The sequence below is a fragment of the Marinobacterium sp. xm-m-383 genome, from assembly GCF_013283255.1.
Lineage (GTDB): Bacteria > Pseudomonadota > Gammaproteobacteria > Pseudomonadales > Balneatricaceae > Marinobacterium_E.
The window spans coordinates 17,661-40,172 of the sequence record NZ_WBYT01000008.1 but is presented as its reverse complement, the minus strand read 5'-3'; the positions used below and the strand labels follow the sequence as shown (position 1 = coordinate 40,172).

At 49.4% G+C, this 22,512-nt stretch carries 20 protein-coding genes; 6 read left to right on the top strand and 14 right to left on the bottom strand.

Annotated elements, in window-relative coordinates:
• Nucleotides 1-483: 483 nt before the first annotated feature.
• The 4 genes from dtd to typA all read right to left on the bottom strand — a co-directional run bounded on the left by dtd (nt 484) and on the right by typA (nt 5,413).
• Entirely contained in the window at nt 484-921 is a 438-nt protein-coding gene (gene dtd / locus XMM383_RS11440) for a D-aminoacyl-tRNA deacylase (RefSeq protein WP_173483774.1), read from the bottom strand.
• On the bottom strand, nt 921-1,871 hold the full coding sequence (gene pip, locus XMM383_RS11435; RefSeq protein ID WP_173489278.1) for a prolyl aminopeptidase: 951 nt from the start codon (nt 1,869-1,871) through the stop codon (nt 921-923). The genes dtd and pip overlap by 1 nt, the downstream gene beginning before the upstream one ends.
• Nucleotides 1,868-3,472 (bottom strand): MFS transporter, encoded by a 1,605-nt coding sequence (locus XMM383_RS11430; protein WP_173482208.1) that lies wholly within the window; start codon nt 3,470-3,472, stop codon nt 1,868-1,870. The genes pip and XMM383_RS11430 overlap by 4 nt, the downstream gene beginning before the upstream one ends.
• Nucleotides 3,473-3,604: 132 nt before the next feature.
• Entirely contained in the window at nt 3,605-5,413 is a 1,809-nt protein-coding gene (typA, locus tag XMM383_RS11425; RefSeq protein ID WP_173482209.1) for a translational GTPase TypA, read from the bottom strand.
• A gap of 389 nt (nt 5,414-5,802) precedes the next feature.
• On the opposite strand from typA, the gene glnA reads away from it, so the two are divergent.
• The 4 genes from glnA to trmL all read left to right on the top strand — a co-directional run bounded on the left by glnA (nt 5,803) and on the right by trmL (nt 10,501).
• On the top strand, nt 5,803-7,209 hold the full coding sequence (gene glnA, locus XMM383_RS11420; protein ID WP_173482210.1) for a glutamate--ammonia ligase: 1,407 nt from the start codon (nt 5,803-5,805) through the stop codon (nt 7,207-7,209).
• Nucleotides 7,210-7,533: 324 nt separating this feature from the next.
• Complete coding sequence (gene glnL, locus XMM383_RS11415; RefSeq protein WP_173482211.1) at nt 7,534-8,589, top strand: nitrogen regulation protein NR(II); 1,056 nt, start codon at nt 7,534-7,536, stop codon at nt 8,587-8,589.
• A gap of 1 nt (nt 8,590) precedes the next feature.
• Complete coding sequence (glnG, locus tag XMM383_RS11410; protein ID WP_173482212.1) at nt 8,591-10,000, top strand: nitrogen regulation protein NR(I); 1,410 nt, start codon at nt 8,591-8,593, stop codon at nt 9,998-10,000.
• A gap of 45 nt (nt 10,001-10,045) precedes the next feature.
• Nucleotides 10,046-10,501, top strand: coding sequence for a tRNA (uridine(34)/cytosine(34)/5-carboxymethylaminomethyluridine(34)-2'-O)-methyltransferase TrmL (gene trmL, locus XMM383_RS11405; protein WP_173482245.1), 456 nt, complete (start codon nt 10,046-10,048; stop codon nt 10,499-10,501).
• 26 nt (nt 10,502-10,527) lie between these two features.
• On the opposite strand, the gene holA is transcribed toward trmL, so the two are convergent.
• From holA to leuS, 3 genes are read right to left on the bottom strand one after another with little or no spacing between them, the layout of a single operon-like run.
• Nucleotides 10,528-11,574, bottom strand: coding sequence for a DNA polymerase III subunit delta (gene holA / locus XMM383_RS11400; RefSeq protein ID WP_173483441.1), 1,047 nt, complete (start codon nt 11,572-11,574; stop codon nt 10,528-10,530).
• A 3-nt stretch (nt 11,575-11,577) separates the two neighbouring features.
• Entirely contained in the window at nt 11,578-12,066 is a 489-nt protein-coding gene (gene lptE / locus XMM383_RS11395; protein WP_173495078.1) for an LPS assembly lipoprotein LptE, read from the bottom strand.
• 9 nt (nt 12,067-12,075) lie between these two features.
• Complete coding sequence (gene leuS / locus XMM383_RS11390) at nt 12,076-14,661, bottom strand: leucine--tRNA ligase (RefSeq protein ID WP_173482215.1); 2,586 nt, start codon at nt 14,659-14,661, stop codon at nt 12,076-12,078.
• A gap of 185 nt (nt 14,662-14,846) precedes the next feature.
• On the opposite strand from leuS, the gene XMM383_RS11385 reads away from it, so the two are divergent.
• Complete coding sequence (locus tag XMM383_RS11385; protein ID WP_173482216.1) at nt 14,847-15,365, top strand: metalloendopeptidase; 519 nt, start codon at nt 14,847-14,849, stop codon at nt 15,363-15,365.
• Here XMM383_RS11385 and lnt read toward each other — a convergent pair.
• From lnt to miaB, 5 genes are read right to left on the bottom strand one after another with little or no spacing between them, the layout of a single operon-like run.
• The gene (gene lnt, locus XMM383_RS11380; RefSeq protein WP_173482217.1) at nt 15,330-16,808 is read right to left on the bottom strand and encodes an apolipoprotein N-acyltransferase; all 1,479 of its coding nucleotides are present in this window, start codon (nt 16,806-16,808) and stop codon (nt 15,330-15,332) included. The two genes, XMM383_RS11385 and lnt, sit on opposite strands and share 36 nt — an antisense overlap.
• Before the next feature lie 2 nt (nt 16,809-16,810).
• Nucleotides 16,811-17,653, bottom strand: a complete 843-nt coding sequence (locus tag XMM383_RS11375; protein WP_173482218.1) for an HlyC/CorC family transporter — start codon at nt 17,651-17,653, stop codon at nt 16,811-16,813.
• Between the two features lie 14 nt (nt 17,654-17,667).
• Nucleotides 17,668-18,114: an rRNA maturation RNase YbeY gene (gene ybeY, locus XMM383_RS11370; protein ID WP_371731481.1), complete on the bottom strand. Its 447-nt coding sequence runs from the start codon at nt 18,112-18,114 to the stop codon at nt 17,668-17,670.
• Nucleotides 18,114-19,097 (bottom strand): PhoH family protein, encoded by a 984-nt coding sequence (locus tag XMM383_RS11365; RefSeq protein ID WP_173482219.1) that lies wholly within the window; start codon nt 19,095-19,097, stop codon nt 18,114-18,116. The genes ybeY and XMM383_RS11365 overlap by 1 nt, the downstream gene beginning before the upstream one ends.
• Nucleotides 19,097-20,440 (bottom strand): tRNA (N6-isopentenyl adenosine(37)-C2)-methylthiotransferase MiaB, encoded by a 1,344-nt coding sequence (gene miaB / locus XMM383_RS11360; protein WP_173482220.1) that lies wholly within the window; start codon nt 20,438-20,440, stop codon nt 19,097-19,099. Before miaB ends, XMM383_RS11365 begins: the two co-directional genes overlap by 1 nt.
• A gap of 155 nt (nt 20,441-20,595) precedes the next feature.
• On the opposite strand from miaB, the gene XMM383_RS11355 reads away from it, so the two are divergent.
• Entirely contained in the window at nt 20,596-20,916 is a 321-nt protein-coding gene (locus XMM383_RS11355; RefSeq protein WP_173482221.1) for a DUF1820 family protein, read from the top strand.
• A 17-nt stretch (nt 20,917-20,933) separates the two neighbouring features.
• Here the strand turns inward: XMM383_RS11355 and XMM383_RS11350 are convergent, their stop codons facing one another.
• Together XMM383_RS11350 and epmB are read right to left on the bottom strand one after the other, a co-directional pair.
• On the bottom strand, nt 20,934-21,455 hold the full coding sequence (locus XMM383_RS11350) for a hypothetical protein (RefSeq protein WP_173484515.1): 522 nt from the start codon (nt 21,453-21,455) through the stop codon (nt 20,934-20,936).
• Nucleotides 21,456-21,495: 40 nt separating this feature from the next.
• Entirely contained in the window at nt 21,496-22,503 is a 1,008-nt protein-coding gene (epmB, locus tag XMM383_RS11345) for an EF-P beta-lysylation protein EpmB (RefSeq protein ID WP_254443150.1), read from the bottom strand.
• Nucleotides 22,504-22,512: the final 9 nt, after the last annotated feature.

Below are 22,512 nucleotides of genomic sequence, written 5' to 3'. Positions count from 1 at the left end.
GTGTGGGGTTTCCCCATGTGAGAGTAGGTCATTGCCAGGCACCTAACATAGAAAAAGGGTCATCCGTTCGGATGGCCCTTTTTTTATGTTTGGAGCAAGGAGACTTCTGAGCGAATGCCCATGTGACCACGCATGCACTGAAAGTGCGGCGGGGAGGCGCCAACGGCGTCGCGAAGCGATTACGAACACCGTTCGTAACCTATTGTAGGTCATTGCCTACTCCGTTAGATAAACCTCGCACCAGTCCATAATCATTGATACACCGCTTCGCGGTGATCGCGGTCTGCCGCTACGCGGCAGTTCGCTCCTACAGTCGGACTTCGTAAGAGACCCTCTGCCGGATCAGATAGTCGGGTCAGACCAGAGGTCAGACCCGGTGCTCCGAAGTTACTTCACTGCTCCGGTGTCTGACCTCCGGTCTGACACCATTCTCTAATTACGCTCCTATTGATCGCGGCCTTCGCAAAACCGATCCTACGTTTCCTAACTCTCCAACCAAAACGTAACCGGCCCATCATTGGTTAGTGATACTTTCATATCGGCACCAAACTTCCCGGTCGCAACTTTAAGCCCCGTTTTGTTAGCCGCTTCTACAAAGTAGTTGTAGAGCTCTTCACCCAGTGCTGGAGATGCCCCTTTTGAAAAACCCGGTCGTTTGCCCTTGGAGGTTTCGGCTACCAGCGTAAATTGAGAGACCACCAGTAACTCGCCTTCAATATTTTTAAGGCTAAGGTTCATCTTGTCCGATTCATCGCTAAAGATGCGGTAGTTGATCACCTTGTCGAGTAGTTTATCGGCTTTTGATCGGTCATCCTCTTTCTCTACACCGAGTAAAAGAAGTATCCCATGATCTATTTCACCGACGCAGTTGCCGTCTACTACAACGCTAGCACTGCTGACTCGTTGAATAAGTCCTTTCATTAGCTGGTTAACTCCAGATAATGATCGGTGGCATGGATTAAACGGTCTGTAATGCCCGGCTCAAAGGCTGAGTGTCCGGCATCACGAACGATATCAAAGTTTGCTTGAGGCAGTTCTTTAGCCAATAGGTGTGCCTGCTCAATAGGGCAAACCATGTCATATCGGCCATGAACAATCCAGGTCGGTATCTTTTTGATGCGATCACAGTGATTGAGCAGTTGGTTTTCAGACATAAAAGAGTTGTTGGCAAAATAGTGTGCTTCGATACGCGCCATGGCTAATGCGACATGAGGATCACCAAAGTGGTCAACCAAACTAGGGTTAGGATCTAATGTGGAGCAGCGTCCCTCCCAAATAGACCAAGCCTTTGCTGCTGCCATACGCTCTAGTTCATTATCACTGGTCAGAACTTTATAGTAGCTGCTGACCATGTCGTTTCTCTGATCGGCCGGTATCGGTGCTATAAATGATTCCCAATGGTCAGGGAATACATAGCTTGCTCCCTCTTGGTAAAACCACTGAATATCTCTAGGTCGACAGAGGAATATACCTCTTAGAAACAGTGCATTGACTCGCTCTGGGTGAGATTGTGCGTAGGCAAGGCTTAACGTAGAACCCCAACTACCGCCAAATAGTGCCCACTTATCTAGGCCGAGATGGGTACGAATCTTTTCAATATCAGCGATTAAGTGTTCCGTTGTGTTGTTTTCTAAACTGCCATGCGGCGTCGAGCGCCCACAGCCGCGTTGATCAAATAGAATGATTTTGTAATGTTCTGGGTTAAAAAAGCGTCGATGCTCGGGCGAACAACCACCGCCTGGCCCGCCGTGGACGAACAGAATAGGCTCGCCATTGGGGTTGCCTGAAAGCTCTAAAAAGAGGCTGTGCCCTTTGCCTACATCCAGTTGCTCGCTGTGGTAGGCACTTATTTCTGGGTAGAGTGTTCTCATTCTACTGGTAACCCCGCATCTTCTAGGCGTTTCTTACGCAGCTCAATTAATCGATCGATCTCAAATATCTCCTGTGGGCTCGCATCCGTTTTAAGCCCTCCCACAATGGCGTAATTGATACGGGTTTTATGCAGATCAAAGAAGTCGGTCAATGACTTAGCTACCTTTAGTCGATTCTCTGGATAGATTGTGACTAAGTGTTCGGTTAACTCACCCGCTCGTTTGGGCAGCTTTAATACCATCTGTAATGCTACCTCTTCTGCTTTTAGGTGAGCAGATTCCAGTGCAGTTTTTATTAGGTGCTGAGGATCTTTCGGGTTCTGTTTGAGTGCCTCAATCAACAGTTTAAGCGCCGGCTCTGCAATCTCTGCAGCCACGTACTCCTCAAGAGGAGGCACGGATGCAGGGTTGGTTGTGAACTGGTAGGGCTGAGCGGGTTCTAGACGTTCGGTTCGCAAGAAGAGCTTACGCACTAATAAGAAGAGCATCAGCAGTAGATGCAGTGAAATGACGTAGAAGTAGAGCCAAACAGAGCTAAACCACTCCATCATAGCGCCCGCCACGATAGGGCCGACGACACCACCGACGCCTAATAGAATTTGCATCATACTGGTTGCAGGCATCGCCTCTTTACTGTCGATGTGGTCGAACACCTGTGTCACAGCTAGCGGGAAAATAGCGGCCCCAGCGCCCCCTGACAGTAGGAAGAAGAAGGTGACGAACCAGGTGGGTAGAGCGCTGTAAAAATCGATAATGATGACGGCATTTGCACCGACACCAATCATCATTAATACAGCGCCCACCGTACGTTTATCGAAACGATCCGCAAACCAGCCAGTTGGGTATTGTGTCATGAGGCCCCCAAGCAAATAGGAGCCTAAAATGATTGATAGTAGTGTGCCGCTAAAGCCTCGATCGTAAGCGTATAGAGCGATCAGTGATACGCTTGCGGAGCCAATAGAACCGGCCACCAGGCAAGATAGAGTACCTGATGGAGAGACCTTCCATAGTTGCCCAAATGACATTGGGCGGCTTCGGCCAGGTAGCTCGGGTGCTGGCATGCGTGACATCGACATAATAATCAGAGCGATCGCTAATACGGCGCTGATAATACCGAACAGTCTAAAATCACTCTCTTCGAAAATGTTCATCACAAAAGGTGCTGAACCGAATCCGACAGCAAAGAATATCTGGTAGACACTGAACAGTTTACCGCGGTTGCTGCTATCACTGGTGACATTAAGCCAGCTCTCCAGAGTAATAAAACTGGTGATGAAGCAGAAGCCTGCAACGACCCTTAACAGGGAAGTGATGATGAACGATTCAAGAAGTGTGTGCAGTATTGAGACGATCGACAGTGTTGCAGCCATTGTTGCAAAGGCGCGGATATGACCGACGCGGTTGACGACTTTGGCGCCAAACATCCCTGCCAGGATAGAGCCGGCGGCAAACATACCCATAGCAATACCGACTTGTGAAGACTCAATGCCCGCCGACTGCATTCTTAAAGGGAGGATGATAAAGAATAGGTTGTGGCTAAGCGCCATACCAATAATTGAAAAAAGAATAGGGCTGACCCGGTAAAAAATGCTGTTGGTCATTAGGTGGTTCCTAGTTTGTCACTTCAAGATTTCTTGGACTTTAGTTTACTCCGTTTATTTCGTTTGAATATAAAAAAACGGTGCTCAATTTGCATTGGCACCGTTTTATGTTTTGCATTTATTGCAAATTAATTAACGCTTAGCGCGTTTACGCTCATGCTCTTTCAAGAACTTCTTACGAATACGGATGTTCTCAGGTGTTACTTCAACCAACTCATCATCTTCAATGAAGTCTAGAGCCTGCTCTAGAGTAAAGCGGATAGGTGGCGTTAGCACGATGTTCTCATCAGTACCTGAGGCTCGGACGTTGGTTAGCTGCTTACCTTTGGTTGGGTTAACCGTTAGGTCATTCGAGCGGCTATGGATACCAATGACCATGCCTTCGTACACTTCAATGTTTGGACCGATCATGAGGCGACCGCGCTCCTGAAGAGAGAAGAGTGCGTAGCCCAGTACTTTACCGTTAACCATCGAAACCAGTACGCCGTTGTTACGAGTCACCGTCTCACCCTCTTTCACCACACCGTAGTGGTCAAAGATTGAGTTCATGATACCAGTACCAGACGTCATGGTTAGGAATTGGCTACGGAAGCCGATCAAACCGCGAGAAGGGATCATAAAGGTCAGGCGACAGCGGCCTTTGCCGTCAACTTCCATATTCGTCATGTCACCGCGACGCATGCCTAGCTCTTCGATGATCGAGCCCTGGTGCTGCTCTTCAACGTCGATCATAACGATCTCGTAAGGTTCGTGGATTTCGCCATCTACCTCTTTCTGAATTACTTCAGGACGGCTGATGCCAAGTTCGAAGCCTTCACGGCGCATGGTCTCAATCAGTACCGATAGGTGAAGTTCACCACGACCTGATACACGGAATTTCTCAGGGCTATCACCCGGCTCTACACGCAGTGCTACGTTGTGAATCAATTCGCGCTCTAGACGCTCTTTGATGTTACGGCTGGTAACGAATTTGCCCTCTTTACCGGCAAACGGAGAGTCGTTGACCTGGAATGTCATAGAGACGGTTGGCTCATCGACAGAGAGTGCTGGTAGTGCTTCAACAACATCTGGGTGACACAGCGTATCTGAGATGTTGAGTTCGTCTAGACCGGTAATACAGACAATGTCACCTGCTTGTGCACTGTCGACATCGACACGATCAAGACCGTGGTAGCCCATGATCTTAAGGATACGACCTGAACGCATTTTTGCGTGTGAATCGATGACTTTAACAGGCGTGTTGGTAGAGATCTTACCGCGTGAGATACGACCCACACCGATAACACCGACAAAGCTGTTGTAGTCCAACGCAGAGACCTGCATCTGGAATGGACCTTCTGTATCGACGTGAGGCGCATCAACGTGCTTGATGATCGCTTCAAATAGAGGCGTCATATCGTCAGCCATAGCTTCGTGATCATCACCCGCAATACCGTTGATCGCTGAGGCGTAGACAATCGGGAAGTCCAACTGCTCATCGGTAGCGCCTAGGTTGTCGAACAGTTCGAAAACCTGATCCATAACCCAATCTGGACGTGCACCAGGACGGTCGATTTTGTTGATAACAACGATTGGCTTAAGGCCGCGTGCAAAGGCTTTCTGAGTAACGAAGCGTGTTTGTGGCATTGGACCATCAACTGCATCAACAAGCAGAAGGACCGAGTCAACCATCGACATAACACGCTCTACCTCACCACCGAAATCGGCGTGCCCAGGAGTATCGACGATGTTGATGCGGTAGTCGTTCCAAGTGATGGCGGTGTTTTTGGCAAGGATGGTGATGCCACGCTCTTTCTCTTGGTCGTTTGAGTCCATGACGCGCTCAGCGCCTTCATCACGACGGCCAAGGGTACCTGACTGCTCTAGAAGTTTATCAACTAGGGTGGTTTTGCCATGGTCGACGTGTGCGATGATGGCGATATTGCGAAGATTTTCGATCACGAGGTGAGTCTCATTAATTAAAGATGCGCGGATTATACGCGTCGAGCGTGATCAAGGCGAATTAATAGCCAATAAATTTGGACCATATGAACAATTGTTAGAAGCGAATCTAGTGCAAAATTTTTTGGCTGGAGTATCATATTGGCACACATCGACAGACTAGTAATAGTTTAAAGCACCATTGTGGTGCGTATGTTTTAGGTGTGCATCAAATTGGTGCGTTTATTGTCATTGGTGATTCGTTGCTGATGCGGTAAATCACCGTAAATAAAGACTTTTTTCGAGTTGGCATACTGTTTGCTAGCTCGTTAGGAAGACTGAGCTTGCATGGTGCAGGCTTAAACCCAAGGCTACTAGTCTGGCAATATCTGATAATGGAGAGAGCCATAATGTCTGAACAGACACTAAATCTGATCAAAGAAACTGACGCGAAGTGGATCGACCTTCGCTTTACAGACTCTAAAGGTAAAGAGCAGCACGTAACTATCCCAGTTCACGAAATGGGTGACGACTTCTTCGAAGACGGCAAAATGTTTGATGGCTCATCTATCCAAGGTTGGAAGGGTATTAACGACTCTGACATGATCCTTCGTCCAGATGACTCTTCATCTATCGTTGATCCATTCTCTGAAGATGCAACAGTCATCATCCGTTGTGACATCGTTGAGCCTGCTACAGGTCTTGGTTACGAGCGTGATCCACGTTCTGTTGCTAAGCGTGCAGAAGAGTACCTGAAATCAACAGGTATCGCTGACAGCGCTATGTTCGGTCCAGAGCCAGAGTTCTTCGTATTTGACGAAGTTCACTTCCACTCTGACATGTCTGGTTGTGGCTACACTGTATCTTCTGAAGAAGCTGCATGGTCTTCTAACAGCAAATTCGAAGGCGGTAACACAGGTCACCGTCCACGCGTTAAAGGCGGTTACTTCCCAGTACCACCAGTAGACTCTCTACACGATCTTCGTGCTGCAATGTGTGACGCGATGACAGCGATGGGTCTGCACGTAGAAGTACACCACCACGAAGTAGCAACTGCTGGTCAGTGTGAAATCGGTGTGGCAGGTAACACCCTTGTTAAGAAAGCTGACGAAGTTCAGATTCTTAAGTACGCAGTTCACAACGTTGCTCACGCTTACGGTAAAACAGCTACGTTCATGCCTAAGCCAATCGTTGGTGACAACGGCTCTGGTATGCACGTTCACCAGTCTCTATCTAAAGGCGGTGTTAACATCTTCGCTGGCGACGCATACGCGGGCCTATCTGAAGAAGCTCTTTACTACATCGGCGGTATCATCAAGCACGCTAAAGCGCTTAACGCTCTATGTAACCCAGGTACTAACTCGTACAAGCGTCTTGTTCCAGGCTTCGAAGCACCAGTTATGCTAGCTTACTCAGCTCGTAACCGTTCAGCTTCTATCCGTATCCCATACGTAACTAGCCCTAAAGGCCGTCGTATCGAGACACGCTTCCCTGATCCAATCGCTAACCCATACCTAGCGTTCTCTGCGCTAATGATGGCGGGTCTTGACGGTATCCAGAACAAGATCCACCCTGGCGATGCAGCAGACAAAGACCTTTACGATCTACCAGCTGAAGAAGCTGCTCAGATCCCACAGGTTTGTTCTTCACTAGAAGAAGCTCTGGACGCTCTAGAAGCTGATCACGAGTTCCTAACTCGCGGCGGCGTATTCACTGAAGACATGCTAAACGCTTACATCGAACTTAAGCGTGAAGAGTGTGCTCAAGTGAGCCAGACAACTCACCCAATCGAATACGATCTTTACTACTCAGTTTAAGATCTTATCGATTCAAAAAACCCGGCACCTGCCGGGTTTTTTATGTCCAGGATGGACGGTATCCTGCAGGCGCATGGATGCGCAGGAGCAGGGTATGCCAGGACGAACAGTATCCTGCAGGCGCATGGATGCGCACAAAACACCTCGCACCAAAATGGTGCATAATATCTTCATATATGCCATTCTATTGTGCATGCTAAAACTCAAAAGCCCGTGGTTACTGGGTTTCGCTGAGTTGGCAACCTTTTTGCTTATTAAGTAGAGCTATTAAGGCTTAACGCTAGAGTAGAGCTGTTAAGTCATCAAAACCCTTGGGAATACCTAATGTTCGGATCGCAACAGTACAAATTGATTCTTGAAAACCTCAATACGGCTGTATTGGTACTGGGGCAGAAGTTCGAGTTGAAGTATATGAATCCGGCCGCTGAGGTTCTGTTAGAGGGTAGCTTTAAACGCTTAAAAAATTCACACATCGAGTATCTCTTTATTGGTTCCGAAGAGGAGCTCAAGCTATTAGAGAGTGTCTCTGCGACGGGACAGCATGTCAGTAAACGCGAAGCCGCTCTGATTACCTTTGGTGGTAACGAGTTGATGACGGATTACACCATCTCAAGGTTACCGAATGGGTTTCTACTGATGGAGTTGCACCCACGTGATCGCCTGGTTCGAATTGAGCGTGAAGAGGAGATGTTGAATCGACATGCCACCGCCAAAGTGCTTGTGCGTGGCTTGGCACATGAGATCAAGAACCCGTTGGGCGGGATTCGCGGCTCTGCACAGTTGCTAGAGCGCGAGCTGGATGATGAGGGGCTTAAAGAGTTCACCGGAATTATCATCGATGAAGCGGATCGGTTAAGAAATCTGGTGGATCGTCTGATGGGGCCTTACAAGAAGCCCAACATACACCCGGTGAACATTCACGAGGTGCTCGAGCGTGTGCGTGCTCTGATTGAAGTTGAAAGCGAGCAAGAGATTCAGTTGGTTCGTGACTACGACCCAAGTCTGCCGGAGTTTAACGGCGACAGTGAACAGTTGATCCAAGCGGTTTTAAACATCTGCAGAAATGCGATGCAGGCCCTGAAAGAGTCTGAAACAGCCGCTCCGCAAATCCGTATGAAAACACGAGCGCTCAGACGAATTACGCTGGGCGCAGAGCAGCATCGACTGGTCTGCTGCGTAGAGATTATCGATAACGGTCCGGGCATACCAAAGGATCTTTTAGATTCCGTGTTCTATCCGATGGTGACCGGTCGTGCGGAAGGGTCTGGGTTGGGACTATCGATTGCCCAATCTGTTATTGGTCAGCACCAGGGTTTAATCGAGGTCGCCTCGAAACCCAGTACAACAAATTTTAAAATTTTAATTCCTTTGGAGAGTTGAGATGGCTAAGCCAGCAACCGTTTGGATAGTAGATGATGATCGCTCAATACGTTGGGTTTTAGAGAAAGCGATCTCTGGCAGTGGCTTGGCGACAGAAGTGTTTGAGTCGGGCGATGCGTTGCTGCGTAAAATTAAGCGTGAACAGCCTGATGTGATTATCAGCGATATTCGTATGCCGGGCATTGATGGTCTTGAGATGCTAGAGCAGCTTCAAGCTGATTATGCAGACATTCCGACTATCATCATGACCGCTCACTCAGATTTAGATTCCGCGGTTGCCTCTTATCAAGGTGGTGCCTTTGAGTACTTGCCTAAGCCATTTGATATTGATGAGGCGGTAGCGCTGGTTCAGCGAGCGGTGCAGCACGTTGAAGAGCAGCGTCAACAAACCGAAGTGATTGTTGAAGATGATACACCTGAGATCATTGGTGAGGCGCCGGCTATGCAGGAGGTGTTCCGTGCCATTGGTCGTCTGTCTCATTCCCCGATTACTGTATTGATCAATGGTGAGTCTGGTACAGGTAAAGAGCTGGTGGCCCATGCTCTGCATCGCCACAGTCCGCGTGCGGGTAATGAGTTTATTCCATTGAACATGGCGGCTATTCCACATGACTTGATTGAGTCTGAACTGTTCGGGCATGAAAAGGGTGCCTTTACCGGAGCTCAAGCTTCGCGCCGTGGCCGTTTTGAACAGGCCGATGGTGGCACACTGTTCCTTGATGAGATCGGCGATATGCCTGCGGATACTCAAACTCGACTCTTGCGTGTTCTTGCTGACGGTGAGTTCTACCGTGTCGGTGGTCATACACCGGTTAAAGTTGATGTTCGAATCATTGCAGCTACCCACCAAAATCTCGAAAACCTCGTTAAAGAGGGCAAGTTTCGTGAGGATCTGTTCCACCGTCTAAACGTGATTCGAGTTCACATCCCCTCGTTAAATGAGCGTCGTGAAGATATTCCTCGTCTCGCTCGCCACTTTTTGTCACGTTCGGCGAAAGAGCTGGGCGTTGAGACTAAGATTCTTAAGCCGGAAACAGAGCGTTTTCTGCGCGATCTGACTTGGCCAGGTAATGTGCGACAGCTGGAAAACACCTGTCGCTGGATTACCGTGATGGCGTCTGGTCGAGAGGTTCTTGTCTCTGATTTACCACCAGAGCTTCTAGAGTCCTCAAATGAACGCCCTGTTGTTCATGGTAATTGGGAACAAGCACTGCGTGGCTGGGCTGATCAGCGTCTCTTTGAAGGGGAGAGGGGCATCCTCAAAGAGGCTGAACGTCAGTTTGAGCAGGTGTTGATAGAGACTGCGCTTAAACATACGGGTGGCCGTAAACGTGATGCGTCTGAACTTTTAGGCTGGGGGCGAAATACCCTAACCCGCAAGCTAAAAGAGCTGGGTATTGAGGCGGATTAGAGTCGCTTAATGCTACAATCGGCATCTAACAGTTTAGGTGCCGATATGCTTCACGTTGCTCTTTACGAACCCGAGATACCACCCAATACCGGAAATATTATTCGCCTGTGTGCTAACACGGGTTTCTCCCTTCATTTGATTAAACCCCTCGGCTTTGAGCTGGATGATAAGCGCCTGCGCAGAGCGGGATTGGATTATGCCGAGTTTGCCTCTATGAAAGTTCATGAGTCATTAGAAGCCTGTATTCAATCAGTCTCCCCAAGAAAAGTATGGTCGATGACGACCAAAACGGATCGCGCCTATACCGATGCTGATTTTGCATCGGGTGATATGATTCTATTGGGCCCGGAGACACGGGGTCTGCCTCAGAGTGTCATCGATTCGACCGATGCAATTACCTTGCCGATGTGCCCTGATTCACGCAGTTTGAATCTGTCTAATGCCTGTGCCATTGTTGTTTATGAGGCGTGGCGGCAGCTCTCTTTTGCGGGAGCCAAGTAGCTAAGGTCTGAGGTGGTTAGGCTTGCTTAAGGGGCTGAGTGTTGGGTATGGAGTGAAGCCATCTCGACACCCGCTAGGCGTAAGCAGATCTGTCCAATTATTAACCAGGGGTCGGTCGGTAGTTGTCCTTTAACGGCCTGATCAGCTTGTCCACAAAGTCGCAGTAACTGCTCAATCTCCGAGACTTTAATCTGACGACTGGCATTGCGAATAGCGGTTTTACGTTTGCTAAACAGTCTCAGTCTGTTCGCAATCGTATCGTAATTCTTCCCTTCTGATATCTCTGTAATCACGCTGCTTAGCGTGCGCAACTCACGTGAAATGGCCCAGAGTATGAAGGTCGGTTCGACACCCTCTTGTCTTAGCGCCTGCAGAATGTGTTGTACTCTTGCAGGTTGTCTTTGTATCGCCGCATCTGCAAGTGCAAAGGCATCAAATCGTGACATGTCGCCAACCGCCTCGGCAACCTGGTTGGCATCAAGGGTTTGGTTGGGGTAGAGCAGAGAGAGCTTCTCTAACTCTTGTTGTGCCGCGAGTAGGTTGCCCTCTACACGATCGGCTAAGACGCCGATCGCCTCTTGATCCATAGAGATTGGAAAAGATTGAAGGCGTGTCGCTAGCCAGCGCGGGAGTTGGTCAACTTCAATGGGCCAGATTTCAACCACTAGCCCGAGCTTTTCGACCAGCTTGAACCAGGCGCTCTTTTTCGCACCGGCATCGAGTCGATCAGCCAAAATGAATATCACCGTATCGGGCGCAGGGTTCTCTAGATAGCGTTGTAGCAGATCTGATTCGGCTTTTTTGATCTTTTGTGAACCGAGTCGTAACTCAATAATTTTGCGCTCTGCAAATAGAGAGAGGCTATTGGCGGCCTCCATCAGGCTGTCCCAGTTAAAGCTGGAATCGATGTGATAGAGCTCTCGTTCAGTGAATTCTAGACCGCGAAGATGGGCTCGAATGGCGTCACAGCTTTCGTCGTGTTGAAGTGTTTCGTCCCCGGTTACAAGGTACACCGGTAGCGCAGTATTTAGCTTGTTGAGCTGCTGAGGTAGCTGATCAACTCTAACTTTCATAGGTTAGCGCGGAACGAAACTTAGGTATTGGCGAATAATCTGTTCAGCCAGTGCACGATTGATCTCTGAGCGGTAGCGCGCTTCCAGAGTCTCTTGCGCCAAGGTGTCTGAAGTTTCGGTAACACTGCGTTGAACATTGACTCGGCGCTCAATGGCGGGCGCTGTGCTATCACCTTGATAGATGGCAAATTGAGCTTCACCGCTCAATTCGTACTCTTGTGCATCTGCATTGGCATCAAGAATCACCGCGCGGCGATTGTAGCGTGCCGATTCAACGATCAGTTTAAGCTTAGCTCGGGATGTTAGGGTCACGCCGTTGCGTTGCAGTTGAGTTGTCAGCTCTCTGCCTAACAAAGTGGGCTGTGTGGTGTTTTCGACCAGAGTTAATTGCTGTAACGCTGGTGGTACCTCATAAAGCCCTTTTAGGTGGAAGCCACAAGCTGTTAGAAACAGCATGGCGAAACCTGCAACGAACGTACGTGACAACTTCATCTTTTACTCCTAGCTGACGACGATGTTGACCAGTTTGCCTGGTACAACAATCTCTTTGCGCAGCGTTAGGCCTTCCATGTATTTCTGAACATTAGCTTCAGCCAGGGCCAGTTGCAAAATTGTGTCCTTATCGGCATCGGCGGCAACATTGATACGAGCACGAAGTTTGCCATTAACCTGCACAATCATCTCGATGTTATCACGTACCAAAGCGGATTCATCAACGCTTGGCCAGCTATCATTTTGGCTTGCACCCGTCAGTTCAGTCAGCAGCTGATCGGCTGCGTGTGGAATGATCGGGGACAACAGCTGGACAGCAGCGCTAAGCGCTTCTTGTTTACAAGCACGTCCTTGCTCGGAGTCATCGTTGAATCGACCGATACTGTTTGAAAGCTCCATGACAGCGGCAATGGCTGTATTGAATGTCTGGCGGCGCTCAATATCATCCGTCACTTTTTGGATGGTTTCATGAGTCTTACGGCGCAGCTCTTTCTGCCCATCATTCAGCTTGGACGTGTCTAAAGTTGATGCTGGGCCGGCTGCGATATGGTCGTGTGCCTGTTTCCAGAGACGTTTGATGAAACGGTGTGCACCTTCCACACCTGAGTCAGACCACTCTAGTGACTGTTCTGGTGGTGCCGCAAACATCATGAATAGACGAACCGTATCGGCGCCGTATCGATCGATCATAACCTGAGGGTCGATGCCGTTGTTTTTCGACTTAGACATCTTGGACATGCCGTCGTGAATCAGCGTTTTACCCGTCTCTTTATGAGTGGCTTTGGTCACACGACCTTTCTCGTCTGTCTCAGTCTCTACATCAACCGGTGAGATCCAAACCTTACCGCCCTGTTCATCTTCGTAGTAGTAGCCATCGGCTAGAACCATGCCCTGACAGAGTAGGCGAGTGAAAGGTTCATCAGAGTTTACTAGACCCTCGTCACGCAGTAGTTTGTGATAGAAGCGTGAGTAGAGTAGGTGCAAAATAGCGTGCTCGATACCACCGATGTACTGATCAACAGGGAGCCAGTAGTTGGCTGCTTGAGGATCCAGCATCGCACTGTCTGAGTAACGGCTTGCATAGCGAGCAAAGTACCAACTTGACTCCATGAAGGTGTCGAAGGTATCCGTTTCGCGTTCTGCATCTGCGCCACACTTTGGACAGCTTGTTTTGATGAAGCTCTCCATCTTTTTAATCGGTGAACCGACGCCGTCGAAGGTTACCTCTTCTGGCAGAAGCACAGGCAGCTGATCTTCAGGTACGGGTACTGATCCACAGCTATTACAATTAACAACCGGGATCGGTGCGCCCCAGTAGCGTTGGCGTGAAACACCCCAATCGCGAAGGCGGAAGTTGATGGTTGTATGACCGCGACCTTTGTTGTTCAGTTCAGTCGCAATGGCTTTAAACGCCATTTCGAACTCTAGATCGTCAAAGTCACCCGAGTTGCACAGAACGCCTTTCTCTGTGAACGCTTCTTGCGTCAAGTCGACAGTCTGATCGTCGGACAGAGGCTTGATGACCTGTTTGATGTTCAGTCCGTATTTGGTTGCAAACTCCCAGTCACGTTGGTCGTGTCCAGGAACCGCCATGACAGCGCCTGAGCCGTAATCCATCAGAACAAAGTTTGCTGTCCAAACAGGCACCATTTCACCAGTGAGAGGGTGAGTGGCTTCGATGCCCAATGGCATGCCGCGTTTTTCCATCATCGCCATGTCAGCTTCGGCGACTTTTTGGTGACGACACTCATCAATAAAGCTAGCAAGTTCTGGGTTATTTTCGGCTGCTTCAAGTGCTAGAGGGTGTTGTGGTGCAACGGCAACATAGGTAACACCCATCAGCGTATCAGGGCGGGTTGTGAAGACCTCTAGATCACCTTTGTTAGGCACCGCAAATTTCAGCTCAACCCCTTTAGAGCGGCCGATCCAGTTGCGCTGCATGGTGCGGACCTGCTCTGGCCAATGATCCAGCTTCTCTAGATCTTCCAGTAGTTGGTCTGCGTAGTCAGTAATTTTCAGGAACCATTGAGGGATTTTCTTACGCTCAACAATCGCACCAGAGCGCCAACCGCGACCATCGATCACTTGCTCGTTAGCCAGAACGGTTTGGTCAACTGGGTCCCAGTTCACCTCGGCCTCTTTTTTGTAGACCAGGCCTTTCTCAAGAAGACGAGTAAAGAACCACTGCTCCCAACGGTAGTACTCCGGGTGGCAGGTCGCTAGCTCGCGATCCCAGTCGTAACCAAAGCCCATCTGTTTAAGCTGATTACGCATGTAATCGATATTGCTGTAGGTCCAGTTAGCAGGAGGCACATTGTTTTTAAGTGCAGCGTTTTCAGCTGGTAGGCCAAAGGCGTCCCAACCCATAGGCTGAAGAACGTTTTTTCCCTGCATGCGCTGGTATCGAGAGACGACATCACCGATGGTGTAGTTACGTACGTGGCCCATGTGCAGGCGACCACTTGGGTAAGGGAACATCGAGAGGCAGTAAAACTTCTCTTTGCTGGAATCCTCTTCAACGTTGAATGCGCCGGATTCTTCCCACTGCTGCTGGACTTTTGGTTCAATATCCTGGGGTTGGTACTGTTCGTTCATCGGTCTCTATATTCTGCAAACATAAAAACGGCATCATTGTTCTTGGAGCAAATTACTTTGCTAAGAAATGACACCGCTCAATGGTTATTTCATTAATACTGTTCAATACTGCATAGGATACATCAGATGCGGTCGCGCCGACAGGTTTGGCTGCTGAATAATCCGCTCTTAAAAGGAGTTTGCTTATGAGTGATACAAACCAAGATAAGCTCGATTCTGGCCGTTATGATCAATTGGTCGATCAAGTGATGGATTCTCTAGATGGTGCCAGTGAAGTGACGCTTGAGAAACTTACCTTAGCGGTCAATGAAGCGGTTGATCTGGAGCAGACAGCACTTGAAATGTCTGCAGATGAAGCAGCCCTGCTAAAAGCCTACCTAATGCGTGATCTGAAGCAATTCTCAATCGGTGTTCAAAAGGTCGGCGGAGCGCTGGCTGATTGGTTGGAGTTGGACCTTGCTGTGTTGGAGAAGGGAATTGTCGATCGCTTGATGAGAGTGGCCGATAAAACCCGTATCGAACAAGAGTTACTCCGTGAGCAGTTGAGTCATGGTGAAGCGCACTACGCCGCCGGTGAAATCGCGCTACCTGGACAGTTTGTCTGTACACAGTGTGGAGCTAAGCAGATGCTGAGCGAGAGTCAAAAATTACAGCCTTGTCGTGACTGTTCAGCGGTTCTGTTTGAACGAGCGATGTCTAAATAGCGCGGCTAATAACAGTGCTGCAGCAAGGATAAGCGCTGGCCACAACCCCAACTGTTGATAGGGGGTTTGGCCCATGCTTGGGGCGATCTCATGGGTTAGGATCGCCGTCTCGAATCTGGGTGCGGTCGCTAAGACTTGACCCTTGGCATCAATGAATCCTGATATGCCGTTGTTGGTGGCTCTTATCACGGGCCTACCATTTTCGATAGCACGCATTCTGGCGATCTCAAAGTGCTGATCTGGGCCATGAGATCCGCCGAACCAGGTGTCATTAGAGAGCGTCAGAATCATGTCACTCTGATTGGCATTCTCTCTGACCAACTCTGGGTAGGCGATCTCATAACAGATTGCGCCCGCCAGCGACCCCTGAGGTGTCTCTACCTGAAAAGTTGGTTGTTCTGGCAAGCTAAAGCTAGACATGGGGAGATCAAAAAAGGCGATCAGCCCTCGCAACTGATTTTCAAAGGGAATGTACTCCCCAAAAGGGACCAGTCTCTGTTTGTCGTACAGGCTGATTTTACCCGTCAACGTGCCCACCGAGTTGTGGTACAGGTTTCGCTGTTGGCTCTCACTCCACTCTTTTCTTGGGAAACCTGAAATTAACGTGGTGCCTTGTTGGTTGAGGATCTCCACTAGCGGACTGATCTGGTTGATGGCGCGGCCTATTAATTTGGGTACGGCGGTCTCAGGCCAAATGAGTAGATCGGTAGCGGGCGCTTGGACGCTTAAATTAATAATGTTCTGTATGTGTCGATCAACTTGCTCAATTTGCCACTTAGACTCTTGGGCTAAATTGGGCTGTATTAATGTGATCGAGACGGTCTTTTCTGAACTCTCTGTCCAGTGTGACGGAATAAGGTAAGAGGCACCTAATATCGCAAGGATCAGTAGGAGAGGGGTCGGTTTTTTACGGTGGATGACATGGGAAGCCGAGACAGCAATGATCAGAACCATCGCCGACACTAGCCACACGCCGCCGATCGGGGCTAATGAGATAAGTGGTGTATCGATGAACGCATAGCCGATGAGCAGCCAAGGGAAGCCGGTAAATAGCCAGCTTCTCACCCATTCAAACAAGATCCAAAGAGCGACAAATCCTGGTGCTGAGCCGTCAGTAAACAGGCGTTTGTAGAGCCAAATTTGTGCGGCAAAGAGTATCGCTAACGCGCCAGTGAACATGAGAGTCATCAGTGCGGCGGCTAAAACACCCATGCCACCGTGTAAGTGAATACTCACATAGACCCAAGAGACACCGGCGGTGAAGTATCCCAAACCATAGAGCCAACCCATCAGGAACGCTGAATCGGATTTAAGGGTCAGCAAGTAGAGGGTGGCAATAGAGACAATCGCTAATAGCGGGTAACTAAAAGGGGCAAAAGCGAGTGTCGCTATTGCCCCTGCAGCAACCGCCAAAGTCCTATTCACAAGAGGCTGGAGCAGCATCACTACTCCTTGTGGTGCTTAACCTGTAGCAGTCTAATTCTGCGGTTTTCAGACGCTAGCACGGTGAAGGTGAAGTCATCGAGTCGAATCGTCTCCCCTTTATCGGGTAGGTGACCAAATTGACGTGTCACCAGTCCACCCACGGTATCGAACTCATCATCAGGTAGGCCGACGTCAAAGTACTCGTTAAAGTCTTCGATAGGGGTTAACGCTTTGACAATGAAGCCATCATCTTCAAAGGCTTTGATGTTGCCCTCGTCTTCATCTTCGTCGTGCTCATCTTCGATATCACCGACGATCTGTTCGAGCACGTCTTCGATGGTAATAAGACCGGCAATTCCGCCGTACTCATCAACGACGATGGCCATGTGATTGCGTGTGACACGGAATTCACGTAGCAAGACGTTCAGTCGCTTACTTTCAGGAATGAAGGTTGCTTTGCGAAGGTGCTCAGCGAGACTGAACTGTTCTAAGCGGCCGTCCAGTGCATAGGGAAGAAGATCCTTGGCAAGAAGAATGCCGACGATCTCATCTGGGTTTTCACCTGCAATAGGAAAGCGAGAGTGTGCACTGTCGATGACCAGTGGCATAAATTCGTGGGCAGATTGATCGATCTGTACCGAGACCATTTGTGATCTAGGGATCATGACGTCACGCACTTGCATGTCGGTCACTTGTATAGCGCCTTCTACAATCGTTAGCGCATCTTGGTCTAGTAGGCCAGTGTCGTTGGCCTCATAAAGAACTTCAAACAGGTCTTCGCGGGTTTTGGGCTCATCCGAAAAAGCTGAAGCAAGTTTGCTAAAAAAGCTTTTGGATGAGCCGCTCGATCGGTCTTCACTCATAGTGTGTGGTTGCCTCAAATATAGGGGTCTGGGATTTGGAGTTGAGCGAGCAGTTCTCGTTCAAGTGACTCCATCTCCTCGGCTTCTTCATCCTTTATATGATCGAATCCAAGTAGATGCAATACCCCATGGATCACCATGTGAGCCCAATGGTGATGAATCTGTTTGTTTTGTTCGGTTGCTTCGCGCTCTACAACCGCGGCACAAATCGCTAGATCACCTAATATATTGCCAGGGAAGCCCGGAGGTGCTTCAAACGGAAAAGAGAGTACGTTGGTCGACTTGTCTTTACCGCGATATTCACGATTCAGTGTCTGGCTCTCGGTTTCATCAACGATACGAATGCATAGTTCAGCTTCGCCCGATAGCTGTGATGCCGCTAATTCGGCCCAGGATTGAAACTGCTCATCACTCGGGAGTGAGTTGCTATCAACAGCGCGAATAACCTCTAAATGAATCACTATTTACGCTCGTCTGTATGTTTGGCTTCGTACGCTTCATAAGCACGTACAATGTGCTGCACGATAGGGTGACGAACCACATCTTTCGCTTCGAAGTGAGTAAATCCAATCCCTTTCACCCCATCCAGTACCTGCATCGCATGAATTAGGCCAGAGCTGGCGCCGCGTGGTAGGTCGACCTGGGTTTTATCCCCTGTAATAACGGCGGTTGAACCAAACCCTATGCGGGTAAGAAACATCTTCATCTGCTCGCGTGTCGTATTTTGTGACTCATCAAGAATGACAAACGAGCCGTTCAACGTTCTGCCGCGCATGTAAGCTAAGGGTGCGATCTCTATGACATTCTTTTCGATCAGGCGTGCTACCTTCTCAAAGCCCATCATCTCATAGAGTGCGTCGTAGAGAGGGCGTAAGTAGGGATCGACTTTCTGAGTCAGATCGCCGGGTAGAAAACCGAGTTTTTCACCCGCTTCGACGGCAGGGCGAACCAGTAGTATTCGACTGACCTCTTCGCGCTCAAGGGCCTCAACCGCACAAGCAACCGCAAGGTAGGTTTTACCGGTGCCGGCAGGTCCGATACCAAAGTTAATGTCATGGTAACGAATCGACTGAACGTACTTTTGCTGATTCTCCCCGCGAGGTCGAATCGTCATTTTTCGAGTACGAATAGTGACATCATCCGTCGCAGTCGATTTCACATCAGTTTGTGAAATGCCTGAGTGTTGTAGCGATAGATGAATGTCTGATGGGGCAAGTGGTTTGCCGTTTAGAGACTCTTTGTACAGTGCTTCAATCAGTGTGCAGACCGGGCGAACGGCCTGAATTGCACCTTCAACTTTGAACTGGAATCCACGGTTACCGATTTGGACTCCGGTGCGCTCTTCAATCAGACGTAAGTGCTCATCAAACTGGCCGACTAGATTAGCCAAGGCTGCGCCATCTTCAGGCTGTAGGTTGATGTGGAAAGATTGTGTTTCGCTCATTATTGATCCAGCTCGGAGCTAACTAACTCACCGATCAACGAGTTCGGAAGCGCTTCAGCAATGCGGACATCGGCGAAGTGACCAATCAGGTCTGGATTATCGCAACGGAAGTTCACAACACGATTGTTCTCCGTGCGACCCGATAGTTGGCCAGGGTCTTTACGCGAGTAACCGTTGACCAGAATGCGTTGAGTGGTTCCGACCATGCGGCGGCTGATCTGCAAAGCGTTCTGAGTGATACGGCTTTGCAAAATGTGTAGGCGTTGTTTCTTCGTCTCTTCCGATACGTCGTCAGGCAGGTCTGCCGCAGGGGTGCCTGGGCGACGGCTGTAGATGAAGCTGAACGACGTATCAAAACCTATATCCTCGATTAGCTTCATGGTCGCCTCAAAGTCGGCATCCGTTTCACCTGGGAAGCCGATGATAAAGTCCGACGAGAAGCTGATATCTGGACGCTTCGCCTTGATTCGACGTAATTTCGACTTGTACTCAATCGCCGTGTGGCCGCGCTTCATTGCCATTAGTATGCGGTCAGAGCCACTCTGGACCGGTAGATGAAGATGGCTCACCAATTCCGGCACTTCGTCATAAACCTCGATCAGGCTGTCGGTAAACTCTACAGGGTGTGAGGTTGTGAAACGAATACGATCGATACCCTCAATCGCGGCGATGGTGCGAATCAGCTCAGCCAGATCAGCCGTATCACCGTCATGAGTCGCACCGAGGTAAGCGTTGACGTTTTGGCCCAGTAGATTGACTTCACGCACGCCCTGTTCAGCCAGCTCAACACACTCGGCTATCACATCATCCAGCGGTCGGCTGACCTCTTCGCCACGGGTGTAGGGCACGACACAGAAAGTACAGTACTTACTACAACCTTCCATGACTGAAACAAATGCCTCTGCCCCCTCAACTTTAGGAGCGGGGAGGTGGTCGAACTTTTCGATCTCTGGGAAGCTGACATCAACGATACCGACCTTGCCCCCCTTGGTATCTTCAATCATCTCGGGAAGACGGTGTAGGGTCTGTGGGCCAAAAATCATATCGACGAACGGCGCGCGATCACGAATCGCTTCGCCCTCTTGGCTTGCAACACAGCCGCCTACCCCGATCATTAATCCGGGTTTTTGCTCTTTCAAAAGACGCCAACGGCCTAACTGGTGGAACACCTTCTCTTGCGCCTTTTCACGAATTGAACAGGTGTTTAGAAGCAGGACGTCAGCCTCTTCTGGATTATCGGTTAGCTCCAGCTTGTGGCTATCGCCCAGAAGGTCAGCCATTCGTGCGGAGTCGTACTCATTCATCTGACATCCGTGTGTCTTGATAAAGAGCTTTTTAGTCATGTTTCACCTGTCGTTACGTTGAATCTATGCCCCATCATTTGGGGCGATGAAGTATACCTCAGCGCACTCTTTGGCGCTAACGAACTTGCAATTGTTTAGAGCGCCCCCACTAACCTGATTAGGCAATTCAAGTTTAGATTGATTGGAGATTCTCAATGGCCGATGCCAAACGCCTCTATCGCGTCACTTACATCAACAAAGATAAAGTCTACGAGCTTTACGTTGAACAGGTTTACAGTGCTGATATGTGGGGGTTTGTTGCGCTAGAGGGTTTCGTGTTTGGTAGTCACACTGAGATGCTGATTGATCCTGCCGAAGATCGTCTACAGCAGGAGTTCGCAGGTGTAAAACGCTCTTTCGTTCCGATGCAGGCCATTATTCAGATTGATGAGGTTGAGAAGCGAGGAAAAGCTCGTATTACGGATGCCGAGGGCACCGTCACCGCTTTTCCAGTCATGCCCTCACGGAGTAAATAACCTCGCGAAACTGATAATCAGTTACTTGCCAGCGACCCTTGGTCGTGCTGACAGATGGCAGGCTGCAAGGTGGGTAGTTGGAGCTCTATCTGATCCGTAGAGTAGTCCTCTACGCTTGAGTCTGAAAAGATCAGTTCGGCACTCTCAATTCTAAAACAGCTAACCGAGCTGTCAGCCCACACCTTATCCCAGTGTTGATCGCCGGTTCTATGCTCGGGCGACAAAGGCCCTGCAATTCTCAAGTAGGCATGATCATCGCCGCTCTTCATCGCAGGAATAACCTTACCCTCTGCGTCGAAAGCGATCGTCTTAAACATCACGTAGTCCAGGTCGCGATCCGTCTGATTGCTAAAGTCGATGACTGCAGCAACATTTTTTTGGGTGATGACTTCCGTCTGAAGTTGGTGAATAACCAGGGTTTTTTGTGGTGGAGCGGGTGTGATGGGCTGTTGAGTTGTCAGCTTAGCTGTTGTGTCTGGCAAGCTGATACAACCTGACAATACCAGTGCTGGTAGCGTCAGTTTTAAAGCGTTTTGCATTGTTATTCTTTTTGCAATCACGTTGTTTTCTCCAAAAACCTTAACTGGATATTAACAAGGTTTTTGATGTTTTGCCTGAAATTTCTTTCGCGAGTCTAGGAACAAGATATCCTGGTAGCTCTCTCTGCATTTGCGTAAAGATCTCTTTACCCTGTTCAATCGGGATATCAAAGTGACTGGCCCCCGCGACAGGATCAAAAAGAAAGAGGTAGTAGGGGAGGATGCCTGCGCTAAACAGAGCACGTGAGAGTCTGACCTGCTCATCAGCGCTGTCATTGACCCCTTTTAACAACACCGCTTGATTGAGAATGGTTGCACCACTCTGTTTTAGCTTGGTGACGGCGTCGCTCAGACTCTGATCAATCTCATTGGCGTGGTTGATGTGAAGGACCACGACGCAATTGAGCCTTGAAATATGCAAGGTGTCATTGAGTTGATCGGTTACTCTGGATGGAATCACCACGGGTAGGCGAGTGTGGACTCTGAGTCGTTCGAGATGAGGTATGGCTTCAAGATCCGCTACCATCTTTGAAAAACGGTGATCAGAGGTGACCAGTGGATCACCGCCTGAGAAGATCACCTCTCTTAACTCTGTATGCTCTTTTAGATAGGCGAGAGCCCTTTGCCAATGCTCCCCACTAAGCTGGTTGTCAGAGTAAGGGAAGTGTCTGCGAAAACAGTAACGACAGTTAATGGCGCAAGCTCCGCTCAAGATCAACAGTGCTCGATCTTTATATTTGTGCACAACGCCTGGAGTCGGGCGTGCATCACTCTCGTTTAACGGATCTTCTGTGAAACCTGGAGCCTGAATAAACTCGTCCCTGATCGGAAGGACCTGCTTCAGCAAAGGATCGTTTGGATTGCCTAGCTCCATGCGATTTAGGAACTCAAGAGGGACTCGCAATGGGAAGAGCTGGCTAGCCGCTTGAGCCTGTTCGAGTAGCTCGTTGGGTAGGGACAGTCTCTCCAGTAAGGCTTTAGGATCGGTGATGGCACTTTTCAGTGAGTCTTGCCAAGAGTTTGGCGTAATGTCCAACAGCTGCATCATTGAAGTGAC